The sequence below is a fragment of the Phyllobacterium sp. 22229 genome (assembly GCF_052056495.1).
GTDB classification, from domain to species: domain Bacteria; phylum Pseudomonadota; class Alphaproteobacteria; order Rhizobiales; family Rhizobiaceae; genus Phyllobacterium; species Phyllobacterium myrsinacearum.
Genome location: NZ_JBQEPA010000003.1, coordinates 276974 through 298249 on the forward strand (window position 1 = coordinate 276974; position 21276 = coordinate 298249).

The 21276-nt window shown below is 60.7% G+C and carries 18 protein-coding genes; 11 read left to right on the forward strand and 7 right to left on the reverse strand.

Features of this window, described 5'->3' with window-relative positions:
* Positions 1-171 precede the first annotated feature (171 nt).
* Complete coding sequence (locus tag ACTJJ7_RS05345) at positions 172-591, reverse strand: lysozyme inhibitor LprI family protein (RefSeq protein WP_165401772.1); 420 nt, start codon at positions 589-591, stop codon at positions 172-174.
* A 128-nt stretch (positions 592-719) separates the two neighbouring features.
* Between ACTJJ7_RS05345 and ACTJJ7_RS05350 the strand changes: the two genes are divergently transcribed.
* Positions 720-2090, forward strand: coding sequence for a chloride channel protein (locus ACTJJ7_RS05350; protein WP_440965821.1), 1371 nt, complete (start codon positions 720-722; stop codon positions 2088-2090).
* Here ACTJJ7_RS05350 and ACTJJ7_RS05355 read toward each other — a convergent pair.
* Complete coding sequence (locus ACTJJ7_RS05355) at positions 2075-3058, reverse strand: MBL fold metallo-hydrolase (protein WP_440965822.1); 984 nt, start codon at positions 3056-3058, stop codon at positions 2075-2077. The genes ACTJJ7_RS05350 and ACTJJ7_RS05355 overlap by 16 nt on opposite strands.
* A 248-nt stretch (positions 3059-3306) precedes the next feature.
* Between ACTJJ7_RS05355 and ACTJJ7_RS05360 the strand changes: the two genes are divergently transcribed.
* On the forward strand, positions 3307-4707 hold the full coding sequence (locus ACTJJ7_RS05360; RefSeq protein WP_440965824.1) for an MFS transporter: 1401 nt from the start codon (positions 3307-3309) through the stop codon (positions 4705-4707).
* 8 nt (positions 4708-4715) lie between these two features.
* On the opposite strand, the gene ACTJJ7_RS05365 is transcribed toward ACTJJ7_RS05360, so the two are convergent.
* Positions 4716-5423 carry an RlmE family RNA methyltransferase gene (locus tag ACTJJ7_RS05365; RefSeq protein WP_105736828.1) on the reverse strand — a complete coding sequence of 236 codons (708 nt, stop codon included), beginning with the start codon at positions 5421-5423 and terminating at the stop codon, positions 4716-4718.
* 20 nt (positions 5424-5443) lie between these two features.
* Positions 5444-6907, reverse strand: coding sequence for a Ppx/GppA phosphatase family protein (locus ACTJJ7_RS05370; RefSeq protein WP_105737313.1), 1464 nt, complete (start codon positions 6905-6907; stop codon positions 5444-5446).
* A 241-nt stretch (positions 6908-7148) separates the two neighbouring features.
* Between ACTJJ7_RS05370 and ACTJJ7_RS05375 the strand changes: the two genes are divergently transcribed.
* Positions 7149-7880, forward strand: a complete 732-nt coding sequence (locus tag ACTJJ7_RS05375; protein ID WP_440965826.1) for a class I SAM-dependent methyltransferase — start codon at positions 7149-7151, stop codon at positions 7878-7880.
* Between the two features lie 42 nt (positions 7881-7922).
* Here ACTJJ7_RS05375 and ACTJJ7_RS05380 read toward each other — a convergent pair whose 3' ends face one another.
* Positions 7923-8522 carry an NADPH-dependent F420 reductase gene (locus ACTJJ7_RS05380; RefSeq protein ID WP_440965828.1) on the reverse strand — a complete coding sequence of 200 codons (600 nt, stop codon included), beginning with the start codon at positions 8520-8522 and terminating at the stop codon, positions 7923-7925.
* A gap of 119 nt (positions 8523-8641) precedes the next feature.
* Between ACTJJ7_RS05380 and ACTJJ7_RS05385 the strand changes: the two genes are divergently transcribed.
* The 8 genes from ACTJJ7_RS05385 to ACTJJ7_RS05420 all read left to right on the forward strand — a co-directional run bounded on the left by ACTJJ7_RS05385 (position 8642) and on the right by ACTJJ7_RS05420 (position 13620).
* Entirely contained in the window at positions 8642-9571 is a 930-nt protein-coding gene (locus tag ACTJJ7_RS05385) for a LysR family transcriptional regulator (protein ID WP_105737311.1), read from the forward strand.
* A gap of 246 nt (positions 9572-9817) precedes the next feature.
* Positions 9818-10084, forward strand: a complete 267-nt coding sequence (locus ACTJJ7_RS05390; protein WP_105736824.1) for a hypothetical protein — start codon at positions 9818-9820, stop codon at positions 10082-10084.
* A gap of 46 nt (positions 10085-10130) precedes the next feature.
* Positions 10131-10271: a hypothetical protein gene (locus ACTJJ7_RS05395; RefSeq protein WP_165401771.1), complete on the forward strand. Its 141-nt coding sequence runs from the start codon at positions 10131-10133 to the stop codon at positions 10269-10271.
* 218 nt (positions 10272-10489) lie between these two features.
* Positions 10490-10687 carry a hypothetical protein gene (locus ACTJJ7_RS05400; RefSeq protein ID WP_105736822.1) on the forward strand — a complete coding sequence of 66 codons (198 nt, stop codon included), beginning with the start codon at positions 10490-10492 and terminating at the stop codon, positions 10685-10687.
* Positions 10688-10737: 50 nt separating this feature from the next.
* Positions 10738-11004, forward strand: coding sequence for a hypothetical protein (locus tag ACTJJ7_RS05405; protein WP_105736820.1), 267 nt, complete (start codon positions 10738-10740; stop codon positions 11002-11004).
* A 364-nt stretch (positions 11005-11368) separates the two neighbouring features.
* Positions 11369-11578 carry a cold-shock protein gene (locus ACTJJ7_RS05410; RefSeq protein ID WP_091881096.1) on the forward strand — a complete coding sequence of 70 codons (210 nt, stop codon included), beginning with the start codon at positions 11369-11371 and terminating at the stop codon, positions 11576-11578.
* A 256-nt stretch (positions 11579-11834) separates the two neighbouring features.
* Complete coding sequence (locus ACTJJ7_RS05415; protein ID WP_440965830.1) at positions 11835-13091, forward strand: D-amino acid dehydrogenase; 1257 nt, start codon at positions 11835-11837, stop codon at positions 13089-13091.
* Between the two features lie 202 nt (positions 13092-13293).
* On the forward strand, positions 13294-13620 hold the full coding sequence (locus tag ACTJJ7_RS05420) for an RcnB family protein (protein WP_440965832.1): 327 nt from the start codon (positions 13294-13296) through the stop codon (positions 13618-13620).
* Positions 13621-13666: 46 nt separating this feature from the next.
* On the opposite strand, the gene pbpC is transcribed toward ACTJJ7_RS05420, so the two are convergent.
* A complete protein-coding gene (pbpC, locus tag ACTJJ7_RS05425; protein ID WP_440965834.1) occupies positions 13667-15751 on the reverse strand; it encodes a penicillin-binding protein 1C in 2085 nt (694 codons plus the stop codon).
* A gap of 30 nt (positions 15752-15781) precedes the next feature.
* Positions 15782-21229 (reverse strand): MG2 domain-containing protein, encoded by a 5448-nt coding sequence (locus ACTJJ7_RS05430; RefSeq protein ID WP_440965887.1) that lies wholly within the window; start codon positions 21227-21229, stop codon positions 15782-15784.
* Between the last annotated feature and the right edge of the window lie 47 nt (positions 21230-21276).

Consider the following 21276-nt stretch of genomic DNA (forward strand, 5'->3'; position numbering starts at 1 on the left):
ATTCCTTAAAATGCGACAAGCGCACCACGATGGCGGTGCGCCGAGTCAGTAATGTTCCGGTGAATTGGCACGGGCTGGTAACATGGATATGTCGGTTTGGAAAGGTGGAAACGTATTTATTCCGCAATCAGCGATACACGATCTCCCGCTAGGGGTGGACGGAAACCGGCTCTACTGCGCATAATATTGAAGTTCCTTGATGCGCGCCCGCACCGCATCCACATTCAGCGCCTCGATATCCATGCTGGCAATGGAACCCCGGTCGGCGCGCCATGGGCCGTTGTCGGCCTTGATCTGGGCCTCGCGCCACGCCACCCATTTGCGCTGCGCATCGCGAATCTGCTTGGCTGATTCCGGATCGACGGATGCCAGGACTTTTTTGTAAACCTCGTTCAGCTGCTTGTCATAGGCGAGGAACGCCTTATGCGAGCAATCGACCATTCCTGCCGTCGTCTGCCCTGCCGGGCTGTTCAGACATTCGGTCGCAGCCTTGTCGATCGGATCGACCTTTTCCTCCGGTGAAGCAGCGGCCGCCGGCAACACTGCGCCGAGCGACAGCGAGACACAAAGCATGGCAAAGAATCGTTTCATGGTGTCCTCCCTGGGTGTCAAAATGCCCTGTGCATCTTGGCAGGAAAAGGGCGAATTGTTGAGACTGGCCCATCGTTTTCCCGCATGTTAGGAGCACACGATCCCTTGGACGGCTCAACACAGGAGATATGGTGCGCCCGATTTACCGAAAAGTTTCCTTCCTGCGCCGGTCGCGTGCCATGTGGGGCAACACCCGGGTCTGGCGCCCGCGTCTGGTGTTCTGGGCGGGTGCGCTCGCCATTGGTGTCGTCAGCGTCCTCTTCGCCAAGCTGGCGGATATCGCCCAGGAAACGTTTCATGGCGTGACAGGGACAAGCGGCTGGACGACATTCCTGCCCCTGATCATCACGCCGCTCGGCTTCATCTTCTGCGCCTACATGGCTTACAGCTTCTTCCCCAATGCCCAGGGCAGCGGCATTCCGCAGGCCATCGCCGCCCGGCATCTCAATGATCACGAAGACCGCGTCCGGCTGCTTTCCCTGCGCATGGTTTTCGGCAAGATCCTGTTGACCGTCGTCGGCCTGTTCTCCGGCGCCTCCATCGGCCGCGAGGGTCCAACCGTCCAGGTCGGTGCATCGCTGATGCTGCAGGTGGCGCGCTGGGGCGGCATGGCACAGGCGCGCGGGCTCATTCTCGCAGGCTCCGCCGCCGGGATTGCCGCAGCCTTCAATACACCGCTCGCCGGCATCGTCTTTGCCATCGAGGAAATGGGCCGCTCCTACGAGGCACGCACCAACGGCCTTGTCCTGACAGCCGTCATCCTCTCCGGCCTCGCCGCCATCGGACTTGTCGGCAACTACACTTATTTCGGCGCATCGGCGGCAGCCGCCACGGGTTTTTCCGACTGGCTGCTCGTCATTCTCTGCGGCGTGGGCGGCGGTGCGTTCGGCGCCTGCTTCAGCGCCGGTGCCGTCAAGGCATTGCGCAGGATCAAGCGCTGGACGGCGCCCGATCCGTTTCGTCGCACCTTGCTGCTTGCCGCTGTGTGCGGTTTTGCCGTGGCGCTGATCGGGGTTGCTTCAGGCGGGACAACCTTCGGCACGGGCTACGAACAGGCGCGCGGCGCCGTGGAGGGCCATGCCCTGCCCTGGTATTTCTTCCTGGAAAAACTGCTCGCCAGTTTCCTGTCCATGGTCTCCGGCATTCCCGGCGGCATTTTTGCCCCGTCTCTTTCCGTCGGCGCGAGCTTCGGCAGTTCGGTCGGCTTGCTGACAGGCAGCAATATCGGCCTTGCTGCGGTGCTCGGCATGGCTGGCTACTTTGCCGGGGTCGTGCAAGCGCCGATGACGGCCTTTGTCATCATTCTGGAAATGACCGGCAGCCATGACAGCGTCATTGCGCTGATGTGCACGTCCATGCTCGGTTACGGCACGGCGCGCATCATCTCGCATGAACCGCTCTACCACGCCCTGTCACGGGTATTCATTGCCGATACGATCCGGCGCAAGCGCGCCAAAGCCGCATCAGCCGTGCCGGAACAGGATCAGACGTCGAACTGATAGGTAACCGGTACGAAACGGTAGCCGCTTCCCTGCCGGTCGAGATAGCCGGCGGATGGGAACGGCATGTGATAGCCGATGAACGGCACCCGGTCGGCGGCGATCATGTCGAGCACCCGCTTGCGCGTCTCGATGGCCTTGGCACGGTCCGCATCAAAAGCCACCTCCCATTCCGGATGCTGCAGGGCTGCGACGTAATGATTGGCGGTATCGGCGGTCAGCACCAGACGTTTGCCCGCGGACTCCACGTGGAAAATCATGTGGCCGGGCGTGTGGCCGTAAGCCGCTTCACTGGTGATACCGGAGACAACCGCATCCCCGGCCTTGATGAACGTGGTCTTTTGCGCCAGGGGTTTTACTTTGGACGCAACGCCTTTGGCACCCGCTTCGGCAGGCGTGCCCGCCCGGGCCGGATCGGTCCAGAAATCATATTCGATCTGCCCCGCAATATAGCGCGCATTGGCAAAGGCAGGCGTCTCGCCATTCATCAGGCCGCCAATGTGATCACCATGCATATGGGTGATGACGACAATACTCACCTGATCGGGCGTGTAGCCCGCCGCCTTCATATTGGCTTCCAGCTGGCCAAAACCGTTGTCGCGCCCCGCAACGCCAAAACCGGTGTCGAACAGGATCAGCTCAGTCCCGGTGTTGATCAGAACAGGGGCAAAGCCATTGACGAATTTCGTTTCCGGCAGAAAATTGGCGCGCATCAACGCCGCGACCTTCTCCTGCGACTGATCGGCACCGAAAGTGGGAAACGGGCCGTCGGACAGGCGCAGGCCATCGAGAAGCGTGGTCACCTCAAATTCACCCAGCTTGAAGCGCTTGAAGCCCGGCGATCTGACGTTGGAAAGCGGAACTGCGGCGGCAGCAGAATCCGGTATGACTTGCGACATGGCAAGGCCGCCGGCTATGGCGCTCGACGCCAGAAACAGGTCGCGGCGGGAAATCTCGTATGATGTCATGGGTTCGTCTCCGTCTGGCAGTCTTGGGGGCTGCGGTTGAGATCGTGCATGGGCAACGCCATGGCTGCCGGGCTGTTCCGTTTGCATAGCGGAAAATCGTATTGCGCTGGATCACATCTGATTGATCGGTGCTTGAGCACCCGTCACACTGGTGCTATCGCAGCGCCAGCAAGGGTTGCTTTTTACTCTGAGTCCCGCGACGGACCCCGATTGCTGACGACGCTCTTTACTGAGAACTGGAATTCATTGTGAATCGCATTGTTCCGCTCGTGCTTGCTGTCGCTCTGTTCATGGAACAGATGGACTCGACCGTCATTTCCACGTCCCTGCCCGCCATTGCCGCCGATATCGGGACTAGCCCCATTGCGCTCAAGCTTGCGCTGACCGCCTATCTCGTCTCGCTTGCCGTGTTCATCCCGGTCAGCGGCTGGATGGCCGATCGTTTCGGGGCCAAGAATGTGTTCCGTGCGGCCATCGTGGTTTTCGTGCTGGGGTCGGTTGCCTGCGCCGTGTCCAACTCCCTGCTGGCATTCGTCGTCTCGCGCTTCGTGCAGGGTGTCGGCGGTGCCATGATGACGCCGGTTGGACGGCTCGTGCTGGTGCGCTCGACGCCGCGCAGCGAACTCGTCGGCGCCATGGCCTGGCTGACCGTGCCGGCACTGGTCGGGCCGCTGGTCGGACCGCCCATCGGCGGGTTTCTCACCACCTATTTCACCTGGCACTGGATTTTCCTGATCAACGTGCCCATCGGCATGCTCGGCATCTGGTTCGCAACACGCTATCTGCCGGATGTCGAAACATTGATCCAGCGCAAGTTGGACGTGCCCGGTTTCTTCCTCAGCGGCATCGCCGCATCCGGCGTTGTGTTCGGGCTTTCCGTGGTCAGCCTGCCGGCACTCCCCGCATGGGTCGGGATCACGACACTTGCAATCGGGCTTGTCTCGACAGCACTCTATCTCATCCATGCCAGGCGCACGGCAGAACCGCTGCTGGCGCTCGATCTTTTCAGGAATCAGGTGTTCCGCGCCTCGATTGTCGGCGGCAGCCTGTTCCGGATCGGCGTCGGTGCAACACCGTTCCTGCTGCCGCTGATGTTCCAAATCGGCTTTGGCATGACACCGTTCCAATCCGGCCTCATGACGTTCATATCGGCCGCCGGCGCTATCGGCATGAAGTTCGTGACCAAGTGGTTCTTCCGCAAGACGGGTTTCCGCAATGCGCTGATGTATGGATCGCTGATTGCCGCAAGCTTCATTGCCATGAACGGCTTCTTCACCCCGGAAACGCCGACGGCTCTCATTCTCGGTTTGCTGCTCGTTGCGGGTTTTTTCCGCTCGCTGTTCTTCACCGGCACCAATGCGCTTGGCTATGCGGAAGTGCCGAATGAGCAGACCAGCCTCGCTACCCCCATCGCATCCGTCGCCCAGCAGATATCGATAGCGCTCGGCGTCGCGGTGGCAGGCGGCATTCTGGAAGTATCCACCAGCATGCATGGCGGACCGTTGCAGCTCTCGGATTTCCACACGGCGTTCTTTCTGGTAGCCGCCATATCGTCGCTGGCATTCTTCTCATTCGTCGGCCTGAAGCCGGATGCGGGCGCCGAAGTATCCGGACATTACCCGAATGCGAAGCCCGCGCCTGCCGAATAGATCGCCGTTTAGGATCTGCCCTTGAAATCACGGGCAAGCAGGTAAAGCTCCACGGACTCGGCACGCGAGGCTGGCGGCTTGACGTGATGCACGGATTTGAAGTGCTGCTTGAGCAGGGTCAGCACTTCGTTTTCAGTGCCGCCCTGAAAGGTCTTGGTCAGGAAATGACCGCCCGGACGCAACACGGAAACCGCAAAGTCCGCTGCCACTTCGCACAGATGTGTCGTGCGGATGTGGTCGGTGCGGCGATGCCCCGTGGTTGGAGCGGCCATATCCGACAACACGATATCCGGCTGGCCGCCCAGAGCTTCGATGAGTTTGTCCGGCGCGGCATCGTCCAGGAAATCCATCTCGAGCAACGTTACGCCCGGCAAGGGATCGATGTGCAGATAGTCAATGCCGACAACCGTCGGCGCTTCCTCGGGAGAGCCGACAATCCCGGCTGCAATCTGGCTCCAGCCGCCGGGAGCGGCACCCAGATCGATGATGCGCTGACCCTTTTTCAGGATCTTGTAGCGGTCATCGATCTCGATCAGCTTGTAGGCCGCGCGCGAACGATAGCCATCGGCCTTCGACCGCTGCACATAGGGATCGTTGATGTGACGTTCGAGCCAGCGGCGCGACGATTCCTTGATCGTGCCCGCCTTCTTCTTGATCTTGGTATGCAGGCCGCGCGTACCCGTACCGCCGCGCCCGCCTGTTGTTGTCTTAGCCATTGGGAATCTACGCCCCTCTTTTACGCGACATTGGCGCGAAACCACCGATTGCGCCACGCGCCATCGCGCGACATGAGTTCAGTCAAAATACCTTCGCGCAGGCCGCGATCAGCCACACGCAGCTTCTGGCTGGGCCAGACATTGCGGATTGCATCCAGAATGGCGCAGCCGGCAAGAACAAGATCCGCCCGGTCAGCGCCGATACAGGGATTGGCAACCCGTTCGTCAAAGCTCCACGACAGGAGCTTGCTTGTCATCTCGGTCACATCGTCATTCTGCATCCAGATACCATCGATGCGCCGCCGGTCATAGCGATCCAGGCCAAGATGGATACCGGCAAGCGTCGTCACCGTGCCTGACGTGCCGAGCAGGTGAAAATTCTGGCTGTTGACGAGATCGCCGAGCTTGTGCCGTTCGGAGAAATCGTTGAGGAGTTCGGCCACATGATTGACCATGACGGCGAAATTGTCGGTCGTCACATCGCGGCCGCCAAAACGCTCCGCCAGCGTGACGACACCGACTGGCAGCGAGGTCCAGGCAATGATGTGCTCGGCCAGACGCGGGGAACGCCGCTCGGACAGGTCGATCAGGGCGATTTCCGAGGACCCGCCGCCGATGTCGAACAGGACAACCGCATCGGTTTCACGTTCGACCAGCGTGCCACAGCCGGAAACAGCAAGGCGGGCTTCCGTCTGGCGGTTGATGATCTCCAGATCAAGGCCGGTCTCGTGTTTGACCTGATGCAGGAATTCCGCACCGTTCTCCGCCTGGCGGCAGGCCTCGGTGGCGATGAGGCGGGCGCGCCGCACATCGTGATTTTCCAGCTTGTCGCGACAAATCTTCAGCGCCTCGATGGCACGGCTCATGGCATTCGGACTCAGGCGCCCGGTTGCACCCAGCCCCTCGCCAAGACGGACAATGCGCGAAAACGCATCGATGACACGGAACTGGCCCGGCCGCGTCGGCGTTGCCACGAGCAGACGGCAATTGTTCGTGCCCAGATCGAGCGCGGCATAGAGTGGAGCGCCGGCATATCTGGGTTCGCGCCGTGTATTGTCAGGCTCGGAAGGTTTGGCTGGATTGCTCTGTTCCACAGCCGCCGCGATAACAGCTTCCTGCTGGCCTGCCTTGGAGCGGCCCCGGCGCCTGTGACGGTTGGGGCGGCGCTTCTTGCCGGTTTTCGCCTGCGCGGCGGCACCGGTTTCTCCCGCCGGATGCGCAGGCGCGTCAGCGGCAACAGGATTTTGCGCCGAAACAGCACCGTGTTTCGACTTGCCGCGCCGACGGCGGCGCGCCCGTTTCTTGGGGTTCTTATCGAAGCGTCCTTCCTGGGAATCGGACCGGCTCTCCTGCGGTTGATGCGCAGAATCCCCTTGTGGTCCGGGTCCGTTCTTGGCGGGACCTGCAGTGCCATTTGACACCGGATGACCGCCAGACGCCCCTTCATTCGACGCTTTGCGGGCGTCCGATTCGGGGTCTTTCAAAATCTTATCCTTCGGGCGCCGCGCGAACCTCTGGAGGACGCAGGCAAGGCGCTTGTTCATTAACGTTGGAGCCAATGTAACATCATTTGCCGAATATAAAAGTGCCTGAGGCAAATTAGGCGCGGGGGACAATGTGCCGGGCGCTGGAAAACCGCCTGTCCAGACACCGGGCACACATGGTCTGGACATCGAAATAGCGGATGATTATGGATACCCGCCCTGTCCCGGATAGAGGTTTCCCATGTCACAAAATGCACCCGCCGACCGCGAACACTGGGCCCGCGTGGCCAAGCAATGGATTGCCTGGGCACGTTCCCCCGAACATGACGCTTACTGGTCCTATCGCAATTCGCTTCTGGCCTTCACCGGCACAGGTACGGGCAAGGCACTCGATGTCGGCTGCGGCGAGGGTCGCGTTTCCCGCGATCTCAGAACGCTGGGCTATCACGTCACCGCAACCGATGCGGTGGCCGAAATGGTCGACGCCGCCCGGCAAGCGGATTCAGCCGATGCCTATGCCGTTTCAGATGCCGCGACCCTTGGTTTTGACGACAGCACCTTTGATCTCGTTGTCGCCTACAACGTCCTGATGGATGTGGAGGACGTTCCGGGCAGCGTGAAAGAAATGCGGCGGGTCATGCGCCCCGATGGCACGCTGCTGATTTCGCTGGTCCATCCATTCCGCGATCGCGGCAGTTTTGCGGGCAGCGAACCGGACGCGCCCTTCGTGGTGCCCGGCACCTATTATGGCCGCGAGCGCTTCGAAGGCAGCGAGGAACGCGGTGGGCTGACGATGGACTTCGCCGGCTGGTCGCAGCCGCTGCAGGATTACATGGCAGCGCTGCAGGCAGCGGGGCTTGCGATCACCGCTCTGCTGGAACCCCAGCCCGATGCGGAATTGCAGGCCGCCTTGCAGCAATGGTCGCGGATTCCATTGTTCCTCTGGCTTAAAGCCCGTCCGCTGGCGCCATAGATTGTGAAAGGGCCTGCCGATGGGCAGGCCCTTCTCCGGTCATCAGCCGAACTTCACCAGATTACGAACAGCCAGCGGCCCGCCGGGGAAAGCCGCCATCTTCTCACCCGCCGCAAGGCTGCCCAGATCGAGGGCGAAAAAGCCAAGTTTTTCGAACAGGGCGCCCACCTTTGCCTTGGCGTCCGCGTCATCGCCCGAATAGAACAGGACACGATGGCCACCTTCGGCTTGCGGGTCGCCCGCGAGCAAGGCTGCCGGCAAATGGTTGAGCGCCTTCACCAGTTTCGCACCCGGCACGAGATCGCCAACGACGTCGCTCGACAGGCGCCCCTTGAGGTCAAAAGGCTTGAAGGCCGGAGCCTCGATGGCATTGTTGGCATTGATGACAATGCGGCCGTTCCAGGCGGGCAGGCCGGCCAGAGCCTGCGGCAGCTTCGACCAGTTGACGGCAATCACCACAATATCCGCACTCGCCGCCTGCTCTACGGTGCCCGCCTTGATGAACGGCCCGAGTTCACCGACCAGTTCCTTCAACGAGTCCGGTCCGCGGCTGTTGGAAATGATCGCCTCGATCCCGGCCCGGGCCAGCGCCCGCGCAAAGGCCGAACCGATCAGCCCTGCTCCGATAATACCAATGCTCATGATCCTGTTCCTCTTTGTGAATGCATGGAGTTGCATGGCCTGAAAATGGGACAGGCATTCATTGACGTGAAGCAGGTAATGGCTTTAAATATTTTCAAGTATTAATTGAAGGTATGGATATGGAAACCCTCGCCAATCTGGAGTCGTTCGTGCGCAGCGCGGAATCCGGCGGTTTCTCCGCAGCGGCGCGGCGCCTGTCGCTGACACCTGCGGCAGTCAGCCGGAACGTGGCCATGCTGGAACGCAATCTTGGGGTGCGGCTGTTTCATCGCAGCACGCGCAACCTGACCCTCACCGAGGAAGGCGAGCGCTTCCTGCAGGCCGTCCGCACAAACCTCGACGATCTGCAGGCGGCAATCGCCAATGTTGCTGCGCATCGCGACGAACCGGCCGGCGTGCTCAAGGTCAGCATGAGCCCGACACTCGGCATCGGATTTGTCCTGCCGTTGCTTCCAGCCTTTCTCGAGCGCTTTCCGTTGATCCGGCCGGAATGGCACTTTGAAAACCGGCAGGTGGATCTCATCGCGGAAGGATTCGATGCCGCCATCGGCGGCGGCTTCGAACTTCTGCCCGGTGTTGTTTCACGCTCGCTCGCGCCCCTGCATCTCATTGCCGTGGCCTCTGCGGGCTACATGCGGGGACGCGCATTTCCGGCAGACCCGGCAGGGCTTGCCGCCATGGACGGGATTGTCCTGCGCCAGCAGCGCACGGGGCGCATTCCCGTCCGCATGATGCGCAACAGCGCCGGAATGGAAATGCCAGCGCATATCCGGGACAGGATTGTGGTCAACGATCCCGCTGCCATGCGTCAGGCGGCTTTGCTGGGTCTGGGCGTAACCATCCTCTCGGCGCCCGTAGCCCTGCCCCACCTGGAAAATGGCGAGCTCGTGCGTCTCTTGCCGGACTGGCATGCCGATGTTGGAACCTTATCCATCTATTATGCCAGCCGCAGGCTGCTGCCGGCAAAAACGCGGGTATTCGTTGATTTCATTGCCGAGGCGTTCCGGCAGGGAAAATTGACGAAAAGCTTCGCGGGCGTTCTGGGATAGAACGATTTTTGAAAACGGCACCCGCAATTACGCCGCAAATCATGACGATTGTTTTGCTATCGCCTTTTGGATATCCTCGGTTCAGATTTGGCTCTTCGCGGCGTCAGAGGTTCTCGACCCGCCAATCTCGTTCCAAAATGGCGACGGTTTTTTGAACGTTGCATGACGACTGATCTCCGGCACCCGCCGGGATGAGAACACAGCAGGCCAGCTTCCGCTGCTTGCCACTTCCAAAGGAGGATTGGCATGTTCACGCGTACCACACATTCCATCGTCCACTTCGACGCACCCTTTGCGCTGAAGGGGGTGGACAAGACATTACCCGCCGGTGATTACGACGTGGATCAGGATGAAGAACTCATCGACGGGTTGTCCCGCGCCGCCTATTGCCGCGTGGCCACCTACATCCATGTTCCGGCCCGGTCGTCGAAGCTCGGCACCCGGCAGGTTTTCCCGATCGACCATTTCGATCTGGAAGCTGCGCTTCTCGAGGATCAGTCCCGCCCCGGCTAATCACGTCCCGCCCCGATCCCTACCCGAAACCTGAAGGAGAACCACCATGGCCAAAGGTCAACAGCGCAGCAACCGCGAAGTACGCAAGCCAAAGAAGGACAAGGTTGAAGTGAAAGCCGCCGTTCCATTTGCCAGCTCGATCGGCAAACAGACGGAAGTCATCGGCAAGGGCAAGCCCAAGAGCTAAGGGCATGCCCGGCACAGCGATACCCGAGTGTTCAGATGCGGCGCGATCCCCAGGGATTGCGCCGTATCGCATATGGATACCATCTTACCCCCGGCATTCTCCCCGTTCCGGCAATACAACCCAGAACACGCGTCAAGTGCAAATTTAGAACAAAACAAGAACAAATTTCTTTTCATGCACGCCGGATTGTGCCATTCTTGATTGCAAAGGAGAATCCGATGAATGCAATCTTGAAACAACCGGACGACGAAATTGACGAGGCATTGGCTTATCATCAGGGCGATGTCCGGGCGACGATAGCGGCGCTTCTGGCCGAGCGCGAGTTTCTGCTGCGCGAGATTGAATACGCGTCCCTGGCCATGTCCTATGGCTTTGCGCGAGGCTGGACACCGGGACACAATCGGAATGCACGATAGACTTGTGGACCGCCGCATGCGATGATTGTGGCTCAAAAATGCGAGACACGATGAAACACAGTCCAAAACAATTGCCTGAAGTTGGTGTCCGTCCGAAGCGGGTTCTCAGTCCTTCGGAACAGAAAAGCCTGGCCACAACCGCAGCTGCATCCGCCATTATCAATGACGAGACCGCAAAGTGGGAAAGCAAGACCGCGCGCCTGAAGGCATTGCGTCTGGCCAAGGAAGCGGAAGAAGAAGCGGAGAATGCCCTGAAGCCAGCCAAGAAACCGGCAAAGGCCAAGGCAAAGGTGACGCTCGCGACCAAGGGTAAATAGCGCTCCACGACAAACATGCACGGTTCGTGGCGAGGCCTTGCGGCCGCGTGCGAACCCGTTTACCCGTATCGGGAAATGCTTGCGCTTCATAAAATGATCGCTGGTATTGGCAAAATATTGTTCAATAAAAACATCAAAATCACCAGTTGAATTCGGCTAAGTTTTTATAATTAAATTATTTTTTCTGCTGCAGCATTGACGGAATGTCTCCCAGACACTATGTATGACCCATCGGTATTTGGTAGTTTGTTATTAGTTTTATTGCGCCAAAGCGCTCTCAACGATCCTTCTTCAAAAATCGAGCTAAAACTATCGTGCAGTCGCATGATAGGTGACCAAAACATATTCCTTGAAAGGGTTCATTATGAGCACTGGAACAGTAAAGTGGTTTAATTCCACAAAAGGCTTCGGCTTCATTCAGCCAGACGATGGTTCGGCAGACGTGTTCGTTCACATCTCCGCAGTAGAGCGCGCTGGCATGCGCAGCCTCAACGACGGTCAGAAGATCAGCTTCGAGCTGGTTCGTGACAACAAGTCCGGCAAGATGACTGCTGACCAGCTTCAGGCTGGCTAAAAATAATTCGTCTTCGCGTCTTTGACCACGGATGTACTGGCACTGACGGCAGAGATGAATTTGAGAAGGTCGGGTTTACCCGGCCTTTTATTTTGCCCTGAATTCAGGGCGCGCTCCAAAAAACCAAGACATTTCAGCGCATTCCCCAAGAAAACTCTGGAAAGAATTTCTGCGGCATCCCACAGTGCGAGTCACTCTTATGCTGGCGACAAAAACAGCTGGCTTCTCTCGCGTTGTTTGAAGGAGCGTTCCGCTTATGAAAGTTCTCGTCCTTGGAAGTGGCGTCGTTGGCGTCACGTCAGCCTGGTATCTCGCCCAGGCGGGCCACGAGGTGGTGGTGGTCGACCGGCAGCCCGGTCCGGCTCTGGAGACGAGTTTTGCCAATGCCGGTGAAATCTCGCCCGGCTATTCCTCGCCATGGGCGGGTCCCGGCGTTCCCCTCAAAGCCATCAAATGGATGCTGATGCATTTTGGCCCGCTTGTCGTGCGGCCGAAATTCGACCCCTATATGGCGCTGTGGCTGGTGCGCATGCTGCGCAACTGCACATCGGCACGCTACGCGCGCAACAAGATCCGCATGGTCCCCATCGCCGAATATAGCCGCGACTCGCTGCGTGACTTGCGGGCCGAAACCGGGATTGCCTATGACGAGCGCAGCCAGGGCACGTTGCAGCTTTTCCGCAAGCAGAGCCAGTATGACGGTACGGGCGGCGATATCGAAGTGCTCAAGCAGTTCGGTGTGCCCTATGAGCTCCTTGATCCCGCAGGTTGCATCGCCGCCGAGCCGGCCCTTGCCAATGTACGGGAGAAATTCGTCGGCGGGCTGCGTCTTCCCGGCGATGAAACCGGCGATTGCAAGATCTTCACGGAAAAGCTGGCGGCCCTTGCAGCCGAGAAGGGCGTGACCTTCCGCTTCAACACCACTGTTACCTCGATCAACACCAGCGGCAACCGCATTGCCAGCGTATCGACGGAGACGGAAGAACTGACGGCGGATGCCTATGTGGTTGCGTTCGGCAGTTATTCGCCGTTCCTGCTGCGCCGCATCGGCGTACCGGTGCCGGTCTACCCGATCAAGGGCTATTCCATCACCGTACCCATCGCTGATGCCAGCTGCGCGCCGGAATCCACCGTCATGGACGAGACCTACAAGGTGGCGATCACCCGGCTCGGCGACCGCATCCGCGTCGGCGGCACGGCTGAAATCTCCGGCTATGACCTGACCTTGCGCGATGCGCGCAAAGCCACTTTGCAGCATTCGGTCGGTGATCTCTTCCCCGGCGGCGGCGATCTGTCGAAGGCGACCTTCTGGACCGGCCTGCGCCCGATGACGCCGGATGGCCCGCCCATTATCGGCGGCGGCACCAGATACCAGAACCTCTATCTCAACACCGGCCACGGCACCCTTGGCTGGACCATGTCCTGCGGTTCCGGACGGGTGCTGGCTGACATTGTTTCCGGCAAGACGCCGGATGTCGACGCATCGGAACTTGGCATCAGCCGCTACGCCTGAACACGATGAGACAGATGTCCTCCGCCCCGTGCATGCGTGTCAGCGGGCGGAGGGAACCCAATTCAAGTCACCATCCATACGCCAGCTAAGCCATTTAAAACATTACAAATTGTTTAGGTTGACGTTCAGTTTTGGTTCATCTCGCCCCTCGTAAAACAGCATGGTGTTTGATCATAAACCCTGCAATGAACGAGGAACCAACATGAAAAAGATCGCCCTGGCAGCCCTTGCCCTCTCCCTGATTGCCACGCCTGCAGCCTTTGCGCAGCAGCAGCAAGGCTACGGCCACCAGCAGCAGGACCGGATGGTCAAGAAGCGGGTCGTCAACGAGCGCACCGTCGTGAAGAAGACGCGCTGGGTGCGCGGCCACAAGCTGCCCGGCAACTATCGCCGCAACGTGGTGCGCGACTATCATCGCTATCACCTGAAGACACCGCCACGCGGCTATCATTGGGTGCGCGTCAACAATGACTACGTCATGGTCAGCATTGCATCCGGCATCATCGCATCGATGATCCAGGGCCGGTAATAATCCCGGTCAAACCAGAGCGGCGCTTCGGCGCCGCTTTTTGTTTCTAGTCGACAAAGATACGCACACTGGCGGCGCGGCCGGCAGAATCGATAACTGTCAGGGTCGAATAACCCGCTCCATCCGGCACCCACTGATTGTCACGACGGCGCGACATATCGGGCAGCGGCTTGCCATTGGCCAGCCAGCGGAACGGCGCCCGGCCACCCTGCAATTTGAGTGCGAGGGGTGACAGTGCCCCGCCGGTCTTCGCGCCAAGCTCGATCCGCGCGCCTTCGGGCGGATAGACGATCTGCGGTGCCGGTTCGCGCGTCGTTGCGGCGAGCAGACCGTTCGATGTCCGGGTGAAGCGGCGCTGACTGATCGGCAGTTGCGCCTGCGCGATGCGCACCGCCCCGCCCGGCGCGCGCGGCAGCGGCGTGACCGGCACACCGGATTTGACAAACCCCTCGAACAGGATCGGTGCCGCCGTGCCGAAACCGGTGATACCCGGCACAGCGCCATTGTCCGGACGGCCGACCCAGACGCCAAGCACGTAATTGCCATCGAAACCAACCGACCACGCATCGCGGTAACCGTAGCTCGTCCCTGTCTTGTAGGCGATGCCGCGCTGCGCAGCGCCGAGCGGCGGCATGACACCCGACAGAATATCGGCGACATGCCATGCGGCCACCGGCTCCAGCAATGGTTCGGCTTCGATGGGCTGCGGTTTGCCCTGAATACCATCCCCCAGCAGCACGGGCCTGCCGCGATTGGCCAGCGCCGCATAGAGCTGCACCAGGTCCTTCAATGTAATGCCGACACCGCCGAGGCCGATCGCCAGACCCGGCGCTTCATTGGCGGGAAGCACGGGCCTCACCTCCGCCCGGCGGAAGCGGACCAGCAGCCGTGTCGGCCCTACCGCGTCAAGCAGGCGGACGGCAGGCACATTCAGCGACAGTTGCAGCGCCTGCCTGATGCTGACATCGCCCTGATAGCTCATGTCGAAATTGCGCGGCCGGTAACCGAAGAAATCGGCTGGGCGATCCTCGATGATCGTCTCCTGCGAAACAAGCCCATCCTCGAACGCCAGGCCGTAGATGAAGGGTTTCAGCGTTGATCCGGGCGAGCGCATCACCCGCGTCATATCGATCCAGCCGGAGCGGCTGGCATCGAAATAGTCGGCAGAGCCCACTTCGCCAACGATTTCGCCGGTACGGGCATCGGCCATGACCATGGCAATCGATACTTTGGGGCCGAGCTTGGCCGCCGCAGTCTTGGCAACGGCTTCAAGGCCCTGCTGGATCGGGCGGAGCAGCGTCGTCTGGTGCCGGTTGACCTGCGGCTCCCGGCGCAAGGCGGCTTCCGCCAGATGCGCGGCATAGGCTGGAAGCTGCAGGCGGCGGGAGGGAATGGGTATCAGCCCGGCACGCTCGGCCTCGCCTTCACCCACCACTTTGGCAACTGCCATACGGTCAAGAACGCGCTCGCGCGCCGTCTTTGCCGCCGCGAGATTGCGGTCTGGACGGCGCTTTTCCGGCAATTGCGGCAGCGCCACAAGCAAGGCGGATTCAGATACGCTCAGGCGCCGCGGCTCCTTGCCGAAATAGGCAAGGCTTGCGGCGCGGATACCTTCAAGATTGCCGCCATAGGGCGCGTGCGTGAGATAGAGATCGAGAATCTGCGCTTTGGTCAGACGCCGTTCGATCTGCAGCGCCCGCACCAGCTGGGCAAATTTCGCGCTGAGCGAGCGCCCTTCGCGCGGTTCGATCAGCCGCGCCAATTGCATGGACAGGGTCGAACCGCCGGAGACGATGCGGCCATTGCGGACCAGTTGCAGCGCGGCGCGGGCGACGGCGCGCGGGTCGACGCCGCGGTGCTGAAAGAAGCGCTGATCCTCATAGGCGACAAGCATGCGAATGAACTGCGGATCGACATCCGCAGCCGTCGTCCGCAGGCGCCAGCGCCCCTCCGGCGTGGCGAAGGCGCGGAGCAACTGGCCATTGGCATCGACCACTTCCGGCGAGACTTCCGCCGCCTTGTCCAGCGGCGGCGGAAATTTCCTGTCGGCAAGATCAAGGCCGAAGGCCAGCGCCGTCGCCACCACCAGATTGGCGGAGATGCCGATACAGAATGTGCGCCACGTGATCATCGGATCAACCGGTCTTGAGCCAAGGCTTGTTTACTGCGCCGCGACGACCTCCATCCGGCCGGTGGCCGTGCGTGCGGAGAATTGCGGACGATACATGTCCTCAACGCTTGCTGCCGGATGATCATAGGTACCCGGCGTTACGGCCCGGACCACATAGGCCAGGGTGATTTCCCTGTTGTCGCCTGTATTGCGATCAAAGGCGGCAACAAAGCGGTCGCTGCGGAATTCCGTATGGGCGGCTTCGACTTCGCCGATCCAGTCGAAATTCGACAGTTGCGCACTGTTGACGAGGCCGGGATTGTCGATCTCGAAACCGGCGGGCAGGAGATCGGTGATCAGCACCCGCGACGGCCAGTTGTTGTTCTCGGTGACCTTGAGGACAACGACATAGCGCTCATTCTGCTTGGCTTCGCTGACATTGGCTTCCGATCCGTCGAGCGCGTAGTAGGTCCGCTGGATGTTGAAGCCATCGCCGCCAGCGGGCAAAGGCTGGGCCGGTGCGGCAACGGTCGTCACGACAGCCGAAACGGCCTCGCTCGATCCGTTGGTGATGCTGACTGGCTGGGCGATCAGCTCGTCGCCGGTCATCCGCACGGCATAGCCGCCCGTATGCGCCACGCCATTGATGGCAAGTTTCAGATCGTTGTCGCCGCCCTGAATGGCGCGGGCCGCCAGCAGCATCCAGGTCTGTTCCTGTGTGCTGGTATAGACCTTCCGCTCCCATTCCTTGGCAACGATCTGCGACAGCTGCGGAATGATGGCCGGGACCGGCCGGCTTTCCGCGGCGAGCGCCAGAACCGCCGCATCGTCACGCAGGGACGAGCCATAGTCCGAACGCACGAGACTGACATTGGTGGCCTTCGTCGACATCTGCAACGAATTGGTGAAGATGCTCTGCGACCGCTGTGCATCCCCGTAAAGCGCCAGGGCCGCCGCCAGATGGGCACGCGACAATGGCGTCGGGAATTCCGACAGTTTCGTATCGGCGTAGTAGCGCAGATCGCTGACGGCAGCCTTGCGGTTGCGGGCCAGAACATAGAGCGCATAGGCGATCTGATTGCCCTGATCCTTGACATTCACGTCATAGCTCAGTGAATTCTGCAGGTTTTCCAATGCCTGGACGAGTGCCTTTTCCGGCACGTCATATTTCTGCTCGCGGGCGCGGGTCAGGAAGTCCGTGACGTAGGCATCAAGCCAGAGATCACCCGAACCCGGACCCCACAGGCCGAAACTGCCCGAGGAGGACTGGTAGGACAGGACACGGAAAATTGCCTCCTGCACCCGCTTCTGCACATCGCCATCGTCGGCAAGGCTCGACTGCTTGGCCAGTTCGCTGAGATAAAGCAGCGGCATGGCGCGGCTTGTCGTCTGCTCCGCACAGCCATAGGGATAACGGTCGAGCGTCATGAGCAAGGCCGGTATATCGAAGGCCGAAGACCGCGACACGTTGAGGCTGACCGATGCACCCTGCAGCAGGCTGCTTGCCAAAAGTTCGCGGTCGATCTTCAGCGTGCTGTTGGGGGCAATCTTGATCGGATTGCGCACCGTGATCGGCAGCGATGCCGGACGGACCGGAATGTTCAGTGATTGCTCCAGCGAAATGCCCGCGGCGTTTGACATTTTGACCGAGACAACACCGTCACCCGGCTGCTGACCCTTCAGCGGCAGTGTCAGATCGAACTTTCCGCCTGCCGTCAGCTTCACGGTCTGTGCAGCCACCTGCTGCTCGACGCTGACGGCCTGATTGCTCGTCACCTGCAACTGATAATCGCCAGCCGGGGCATCCGTATTGGCGATATCAAGCCGCAGCGCCGTCTTGTCTCCGGGCGCCAGGAATTTCGGCAGGCTTGCCGTCACCACGACCGGATCGCGAATGATCACGTCCTTGCTGGCATGGCCGACACCGGCCTTGGACCAGGCAACGGCCATGACCCGCGCCGTCCCGTTGAACTGCGGGATATCAAAGCTCACATTGGCCTTGCCCCCAGCGTCAAGCTTAACGGGGCCCGAGAAGAACGCAACGAGCTTTTCCGTGGGCGGGCTGCCCTGCAACGGCATCTGTGCACCGTCGCCGCCGGTACGCAGACGGCCTGCGGCACCCTGCGAGCCATCGATCAGGCGGCCATAGAGATCACGGATTTCCAGACCCAGCTGCCGCTGGCCAAAATACCAGCCATCGGGATTGGGTGCCTCGTAACGGGTGAGATTGAGGATACCGACATCGACGGCGGCAACCGTGACATAGGCCGTATCACCCACACCGGCGCCGGTCACCTGAACCGGAATGTTCAGCGGCTGACGGGGCAATGTTTTCTCGGGCGCATCCAGCTTCACCGCAAGATTGCGGTCGCCCGGATTGACCCCCAGCCACTTCACGCCAATGGCACGCATCGGCATGTGGCTGTCCCGGTCATTGCCGGGACGGTAGAGCGTTGCAGTGACATAGGCACCGGCACCCCAGTCCGCCGTGACCGGGATTTCCACCTCGCCGCCTTCAGCAGGAATGCTCTGGCGCTTCGTCGCCACCAGGCTCTCGGCACCGACCGTCACCAGAAGCTCGCCGGCAAAACGCGGCGATACCTTTAGCTTTGCCGTGTCGCCCGGCGCATAATTCTGTTTATCGAGGGCGATCTCCAACCCGTCCGGGGTTTCGGTCGAGGTGGCGGCAACATAATAGCCAGCGTCGAATTCGACGCTGGATGTCGGGCCTTCCACATCAGCCGTTTCGACCTCCAGGCGGAAACGGCCCCAGGTCACGGGAACGGAAATCTCCGCGCCATCGGCGGTTGCATCGACCGTGCCGTTGGCAACCAGCTTGGTTGAAATGATGGGCTCATATTTCCACGAACTGCCATCCCGGTACCATTGGTAATTGCGCTCGACGGCAACAAGTTTCCAGCTCAGGCCGCTCATGGCCTGTTTCTGGCCACTGTTGTCAACGCCGATCACGTGGAATTTGCCGACAGCATTTTCAGCCAGATCGCCGTCGAATTCGGGCTTGATACCAATTTTCGCGCCCTGTGATTTCACCGGCAAAGTCAAATTGCGTTCAATGGCCCGCCCGCCCGCCTCCTGCATACGCACGACGATATTGGCGTTGAGCAATTGGGTCGTTGACGGGACTTCGTTCAGCGTCACGTCGAACGTTGTCTTGCCGTTCTCATCGAGCGCCTGCAAATCCTCGAGCGGAATGCGCGTGTCCTGGTTGGCCTGTTCATCGGCCAGACCAAAGCGATAGCCTTTGAAATTGGCGTCCTCGTGCGTCGGCTTGAGGCTGACCTCGCCCTCCAGCGCAAGGCCTGCGGCCGGTGCACCATAGAGGAAGCGGCCATCCACATTGACCGGCGTGGGCGTGCCCACCGCAATGGCCTTTGCCTCGCTCGTCAGATCGAACTCGATCCGGTCGGGCACAAAATCTTCGACCATGAAGGACTTTTCGGCGATGGGCGAACCCTTCGGGTCGGTGTAGATCTGCATGTTCCAGGTGCCGCGCATGGCATTGGCCTGCAAGGCGAGATCAAGCGTGTGGCCGCCAAGGGCCGCACCGTCGCTGACCATGCGGCGGTCTTCGACGCCGTCCGGGCGGCGGAATACAAAGGTCAGGGGCAGATTCTCGATCGCCTTCGCACCGATATCGCGGGCGAGTGCGGATGCGTGCACGGTTTCACCGGCACGGTAGATGCCGCGCTCCGTCCAGGCGAGCACATCAATCGCGCCGGGCGCCGTGCGGCCGGTCACACCGCGGTCGGACAGGTCAAAGCCGGCCCGCGTCATATCAAGAAAGACATAGTCCGCATCGCCGTTCTTGGCGGTGATGACAGCCGGTGTCATGGCAGCCGTGCCGCGCAGCAATCCGGCGGTAAATGTCGCACGCCCGTCCGTATCGGTGATCGCCGTACCGAGAACCTCATTGTTCTTGGCCAGGAGCTGCAGTTCCACGCCGATCAATGGCTGGGCGGTTGCGAGCGACCGCGCAAAGACATTGAGCCCATCGGTCCCGGTATAGGTGGAGAGCCCGATATCGGAAACGACGAACCACTGGGTTGCCTGCGAATCCCATTCATTGTTGTGAGCGTCGGCGGAAACAGCAGTCAGGACATAGACGCCCGGCTTGCGTTTCGGCAAAGCCTCGTCCACCGGGAAACTGGTGACCACATCCTTGTTGAGGTCGGACTGAATATCGATCGCGCCTTCCCAGACCAGTTCGCCCGACTCATCCTGGAGTTTCTGGGCGTTGTAGCCATCGATCTGGGTGAGGAACTGCGAGCTGGTGAGCAGGGAAGCAATGCCGCGGTCACCGATCCGGTACAGCTTCAGCTTGGCGCTGGTGGTATTGACCGAGACAATCGGAATGCCGCGGCGCGCGGTGCTGGGCAGCACAAAACTATCGCCGGTAAAGCGCACGACCGCCGAGCGGTCCTTGACATAGATGTCGAGATCCACCTGGCCTTCCAGCGCTTCGCCGACAGAAGACGGCAGGCCGGCACGCAGCGCCAGCTTGTAACGCTGGCCGTGGGTCAGGCCTTCGACGCAAATCTCGCTGCCCTTGGCTTCGACCGCCTTGGGTGCGGCGCCGTCCAGCGTCACGAAAGGCGCATAATCCGTACCCATTTTGACGAGGGGCTCGGAGAACTGCACGCAGGCGCGCGGCGCAGCGCTGTCCGCATCGATGGTGTGATTGACGATACGGAATCCCTGGCGGGCCTTCAGATCGAGATAGGCTGCATTGACGGTTTTGGCATCGACAAGCGCAAGGCTTGCCTTGTAGGCGTTGAGCGCAGCACGGTAGTTCTGGGCATTCTGCAACGCGGTGGCCAGCACCGCGAGGGCATCGGCGCGGCTCTGGGTGGTGCGCGTCAGGAGATAGCCATTATAGGCGGCCAGCGCCGCCTGACCGGCAACATAGGTGTTCTTGTCGGCGCGGTTGGCCGCGCGGGCGGTCTCCACCCACAGATCCGCATCCTCCGGCGAAACCGCCAGCGCGCCCTTGAAGGCATTCAGCGCATTTTCGATGTTGCCGGCGGCGAGCTGTGCGCGGGCCGTCTCCTTCAGGCTGGCAGCGCCCTGCCCCTTCTGCTCGTTCGTCAGGGCGAGCCGTGCCTTGACCTGGCGCGCATCCTGCACAAGCTGGTCGGACAGGAATGCCAGTCTTGAGGGAGCGCCGATGTCCGGCTCGCTCGTGGTTTCAACCACCTTGCCGGCGATGGCACCGGGAAAACTGTGCAATTCATTGAAGTCGGACTTCATGAAGCACCATTTCACCTTGGGGTTGTAGGTGAAGGCCTTGCAGCTTGTCTCGGCCAGACAGACCGCCTCACACTGGTCGAGGGTCACGTCCTGTTCGGTGCGCAGGTCAAAACCGAAATAGTCCCCGTCCTTGGTCGTGACAATGTCGCGATTCGTTTCGGCGGCACCGGCAGGCGCCCCTGAAACCAAGGCCGAGAGAAGAAAAGCTGAAAAGCCGATAACCGCGCGCATAGACATGAAGTCCTCCCAACGCAACCCGTGTGGTGGTGAGCCGCACT